The organism is Paraburkholderia sp. RL18-085-BIA-A, from assembly GCF_046027075.1.
Classification (GTDB): Bacteria; Pseudomonadota; Gammaproteobacteria; order Burkholderiales; family Burkholderiaceae; genus Paraburkholderia.
Genome location: NZ_JARESU010000316.1, coordinates 1 through 3,430, shown reverse-complemented (window position 1 = coordinate 3,430; position 3,430 = coordinate 1). Strand labels below are relative to the sequence as shown.

Sequence of the window (3,430 nt, the reverse complement as noted above, 5' to 3'; positions counted from 1 at the left end):
GCTGTAGTTTTGAGGTGTTGACGAACGCGTATCGTGGCTTAACCCCAAGAGCCGAGGTCATCGCCGGGCTGTGGCCGCTGTGGCCCGCAAACTTGCCGTTCTTCTGCACAAGATGTGGGTAGATGGCTCCGATTTCCGCTGCGGGTCGATGGAGGCGACGGCATGATGCAAACCTCTCACCAGAACTGAACCTTACTGAAAGAGTCCGAAGCGTGGACGATGGTCTGGAAGCAGCCGCAACTGACTGCCGCGCCCCGGGCACGTCCTGGAGCGAGGCTCTCCATTCCTGTCCGGCCAATGCGTGCAGCGTGCCGTTGCGTCTACAAGCCGACTGCGGCAAGAAGCGTAACCCGCGCCCAAGACGTTTCCAAAGCCAACCGGCCGGAGATCGACCCTTGACAGCAACGCCGTAAAGGCAGCGAAAACTCTGCTGGATAACGCTTTAACCAGGCGTAACAGCGGCTCAACGGCGTCACGGGTTTACGCCGACTAGGCGAGGTGCCGGGTGCGTCCGAAACTCGTGGCGTCGAGCGACATCGAGGGCAACCAAATAAAGCCCGATTCTGTCCCCACATAGCAGGAACCGGAGATCTCCATGCAGCGAATGGTCGAATATCGTGGATTCGAAATTCACGTTGAGCTGGTATCCACGTCGAAGGACATGTTCGACGTCTGGTTTCGCATCGAAGGCGTCAACAAACCTGTGGGCGTCGCGGCAATCGGCGAGCGCATAAAAGTTCGTGGCGGGCCGCTCTCTCGTCGCTGGGCTTATTTTGTTGCAGAGATAGTCGGCCAAGCTGCTATCGATGTAATTCTCGGCGTTACTGAAGAGGGACTGATCGCAGAGCCGTCAAGTGCGCGCGGCGAGCTCGTTGCGCGCCTCGGCTCTAATGAATTGGTAGCGGCCCGCGATTCAGCGAAAGAAAGCTCGGTGGAAATGGACATGGCGAAAGGCAAAGAAGTATTCGCGTCTCATAAGGGCTTCGTGATTCGTGTCCTCGCGGTTCCCGAATATTCTTCACACCCTCCGGGTGTGCCTTTCGGGTACGTTGGGTACGTCGCTCGTCCCGAAACAGACATTCGCGTGGCCGGGCAAAGGATGAACTTTTCTCACCCTGTAGCTGAGTATCTGTCGGCCGAAGCGGCAGAACAGGCTGGATTTGTAGAAGGGCGATCGATCATTGATGGCATCCATCCCGACGGACTTACTACGGACGGCCTTTAATGAGTGACTGGCCGGGAGCTTCGTGATAACCATGATGCGGGATTACGTTTCGTGAATGCCCACGCCGGATGCCCGGACGGCGCTGCAAAATCCGGCCATCGCCTTCGGGTCCATCTCAGTAGAACCATTGCATTGCTTTTCCTCCGTATGTCAGGCCGCCGCAGATTACTCTGCGCCTGGCGCTTCCTTGTCCAGTTCGTTGTAGCCCTCGGCGGGGTCATCGCCGATCACATCCTCAAATTCGAGCGATTCGGGGAAGACGTCGAGCGCCGCCTCGGTTAGTTCCTCGGCCAACGCGCTGAACGAATCGATCCATTCCTTCGTCGCGATTCCCTTGTCGCCGTTCTGCCAGCTCGCCGACCTATCATCGAATTCATCTTCAAGCTCGCGATGCACGTCATCGAGCATGCCCCGCGCCGCATCGACCTTTTCGTTATATGCGTCCACGTCTAGTTCCAGCTTCGCACGTGCAGCCGCAACCGCCTCATTGAACACACGCACAGACTCTTCCAACGTGCTCCGCTGCGCCGTCAGTTCGCCGAACGCTGCATCGATGCGCTTCTGATCGGCGGCTTTGATCTTGAATGCCATGCTTGTCCTCTTTCGTGATACCGAGTCCTGCTGCTGGGCCGCGTCATTTAACTCACGATCGCCAAGGCTTTTCCATGCTCCAGTCCGCTCTACTGCTTCTGCCAGTCCATGCGCCCATAAGCTGCTGCGCAATCGTCAATCTCGCGTTGAGCGATGATCGGAAAAATTCCCGGCGTCGTTGTATCGCATTGAGCCACTTGACCCGTCTTGAGGTCACGAAAAACCGCGGTGATGCACATCCGGCAAGCATCAGCGCGACAACAATGATTGATCGATTCATTTTTCCCCTGTCGATGGTAGCTTTCGTGCTGCTACGACGATTCTGCCTCGGGTTTCCGTGCGTCACGCGCGTGGCAATCGCGTCACTCCTGAGTCGCGGTATAGCAACTCGGCGCCGTTTTTGCTGGTGGGGTGCCTTGCCAACAACGCTTCATTTCGCCCTTGTTCGTATCTAATCTCCACGCATTGCCGCCGCTATCCACAGCGAGTTGGTAGTGGCCTGCTGCCGTGGGCGAAGCATCATGCGATGCTTGGCCGCAGCCAATGAGGATCAGGGATAGCGCAATAGGGATGAGTTTCATATGGATTTTCCTACGCGTTGTACGGCGTCGCGACGCGGGTCAGTTGTTCGGTCTACCGGCCCGACCAGATGCCGGCAGGAAGGCAAATCACGAAAGACAGGACCACCCCAATAGTGCGATTTCTTAAACTCCTACGACGGCGTTGCTTCGACTCGTTGAGCGCTGCCGTGAATGCAGCATCATCAATATCAAACGCTCGCTGCTGGCGCTGCTCCGCTTTCGGGGTTCGCTCCTGCGGAAATTCCGCTTCCTGCTGCACGTGCTGCCCGGCGGCTTCCACCGCATCCGCCACTACGGCCTGCTCGCCAATCCGGTGCGGCGGCCGAACCTGACGAGAATACGCGTGCTGCTGCACGCTCCTGCAGTCATTAACGCCAGCGACGACGCGTCGCCGGACGCCATGTCGCCAACCTTCGTGTGCCGGCACTGCGGTGCGCCGATGATCATCATCGACATCCTCCTGCGCAGCCAGCCGATTCGTGCACCACCCACATCCCGAGGCAACGCATGAGCGTCAATGACCCGGAATGTTCAATCCGACTGTCGGCTCTCCGGCAACGGGCGCCAACAGGAGACGCTTGCGCGTGCCGCTCCGGGCAGACCTTGCCGCTGCTCGCGGCACCGCCACAACATGGCAGACAAGGCTTCGAAACCACGTTCGAGCCCATCCCGACCCAGGTTCGCTTCAACATCCTGTGGCACCGCCGAAGGCGAGCCCCTTCATCCCCATAGACACTCAACGCCCGGGCCGCGTCGGTCCACTCCGCGGTTTCCTCCCTCGAGGCTTGTCCAACGCCTGCCCACATGCGCCGTCGCGCATTCACGCGGCTGCAGACAAGGGCAGGCGTCGAACAACCCTGAACAAACACGGACGGTCTTGCCTGAAAACTCTCGGGGCCGGGTACAGCCACGCGATGCTCACTATAAAACTGTTTCCGTAGACCGGTCGGCCCATTTTGCGTCGACCACGTCGAGCATTCCGATATCCGGCACGCTGCCCAGCAATGACAGCGAATGCTTGGCGAGTTCCCGA

At 58.8% G+C, this 3,430-nt stretch carries 3 protein-coding genes and 2 pseudogenes; 3 read left to right on the top strand and 2 right to left on the bottom strand.

Annotated features, from left to right (window positions below; genetic code table 11):
- Nucleotides 1–46: 46 nt before the first annotated feature.
- Nucleotides 47–166: pseudogene (locus P0D89_RS51715) on the top strand (IS110 family transposase); the annotation flags it as partial.
- A 429-nt stretch (nucleotides 167–595) separates the two neighbouring features.
- Nucleotides 596–1,225, top strand: coding sequence for a hypothetical protein (locus tag P0D89_RS51710; protein WP_408370506.1), 630 nt, complete (start codon nucleotides 596–598; stop codon nucleotides 1,223–1,225).
- Nucleotides 1,226–1,390: 165 nt separating this feature from the next.
- Here the strand turns inward: P0D89_RS51710 and P0D89_RS51705 are convergent, their stop codons facing one another.
- Nucleotides 1,391–1,816, bottom strand: coding sequence for a hypothetical protein (locus tag P0D89_RS51705; RefSeq protein ID WP_408379427.1), 426 nt, complete (start codon nucleotides 1,814–1,816; stop codon nucleotides 1,391–1,393).
- A gap of 362 nt (nucleotides 1,817–2,178) precedes the next feature.
- Nucleotides 2,179–2,397, bottom strand: coding sequence for a hypothetical protein (locus P0D89_RS51700; protein ID WP_408370502.1), 219 nt, complete (start codon nucleotides 2,395–2,397; stop codon nucleotides 2,179–2,181).
- A gap of 244 nt (nucleotides 2,398–2,641) precedes the next feature.
- Here P0D89_RS51700 and P0D89_RS51695 point away from each other — a divergent pair.
- Nucleotides 2,642–2,908 (top strand): annotated as a pseudogene (locus P0D89_RS51695) (transposase); the annotation flags it as partial.
- Nucleotides 2,909–3,430 lie beyond the last annotated feature (522 nt).

What these genes read in the sequence shown, in the direction of transcription:
- P0D89_RS51710 (WP_408370506.1), top strand. Translation starts at nt 596, where the DNA reads ATGCAGCGAATGGTCGAATATCGTGGATTCGAAATTCACGTTGAGCTG.
- P0D89_RS51705 (WP_408379427.1), bottom strand. Translation starts at nt 1,816, where the DNA reads ATGGCATTCAAGATCAAAGCCGCCGATCAGAAGCGCATCGATGCAGCG.
- P0D89_RS51700 (WP_408370502.1), bottom strand. Translation starts at nt 2,397, where the DNA reads ATGAAACTCATCCCTATTGCGCTATCCCTGATCCTCATTGGCTGCGGC.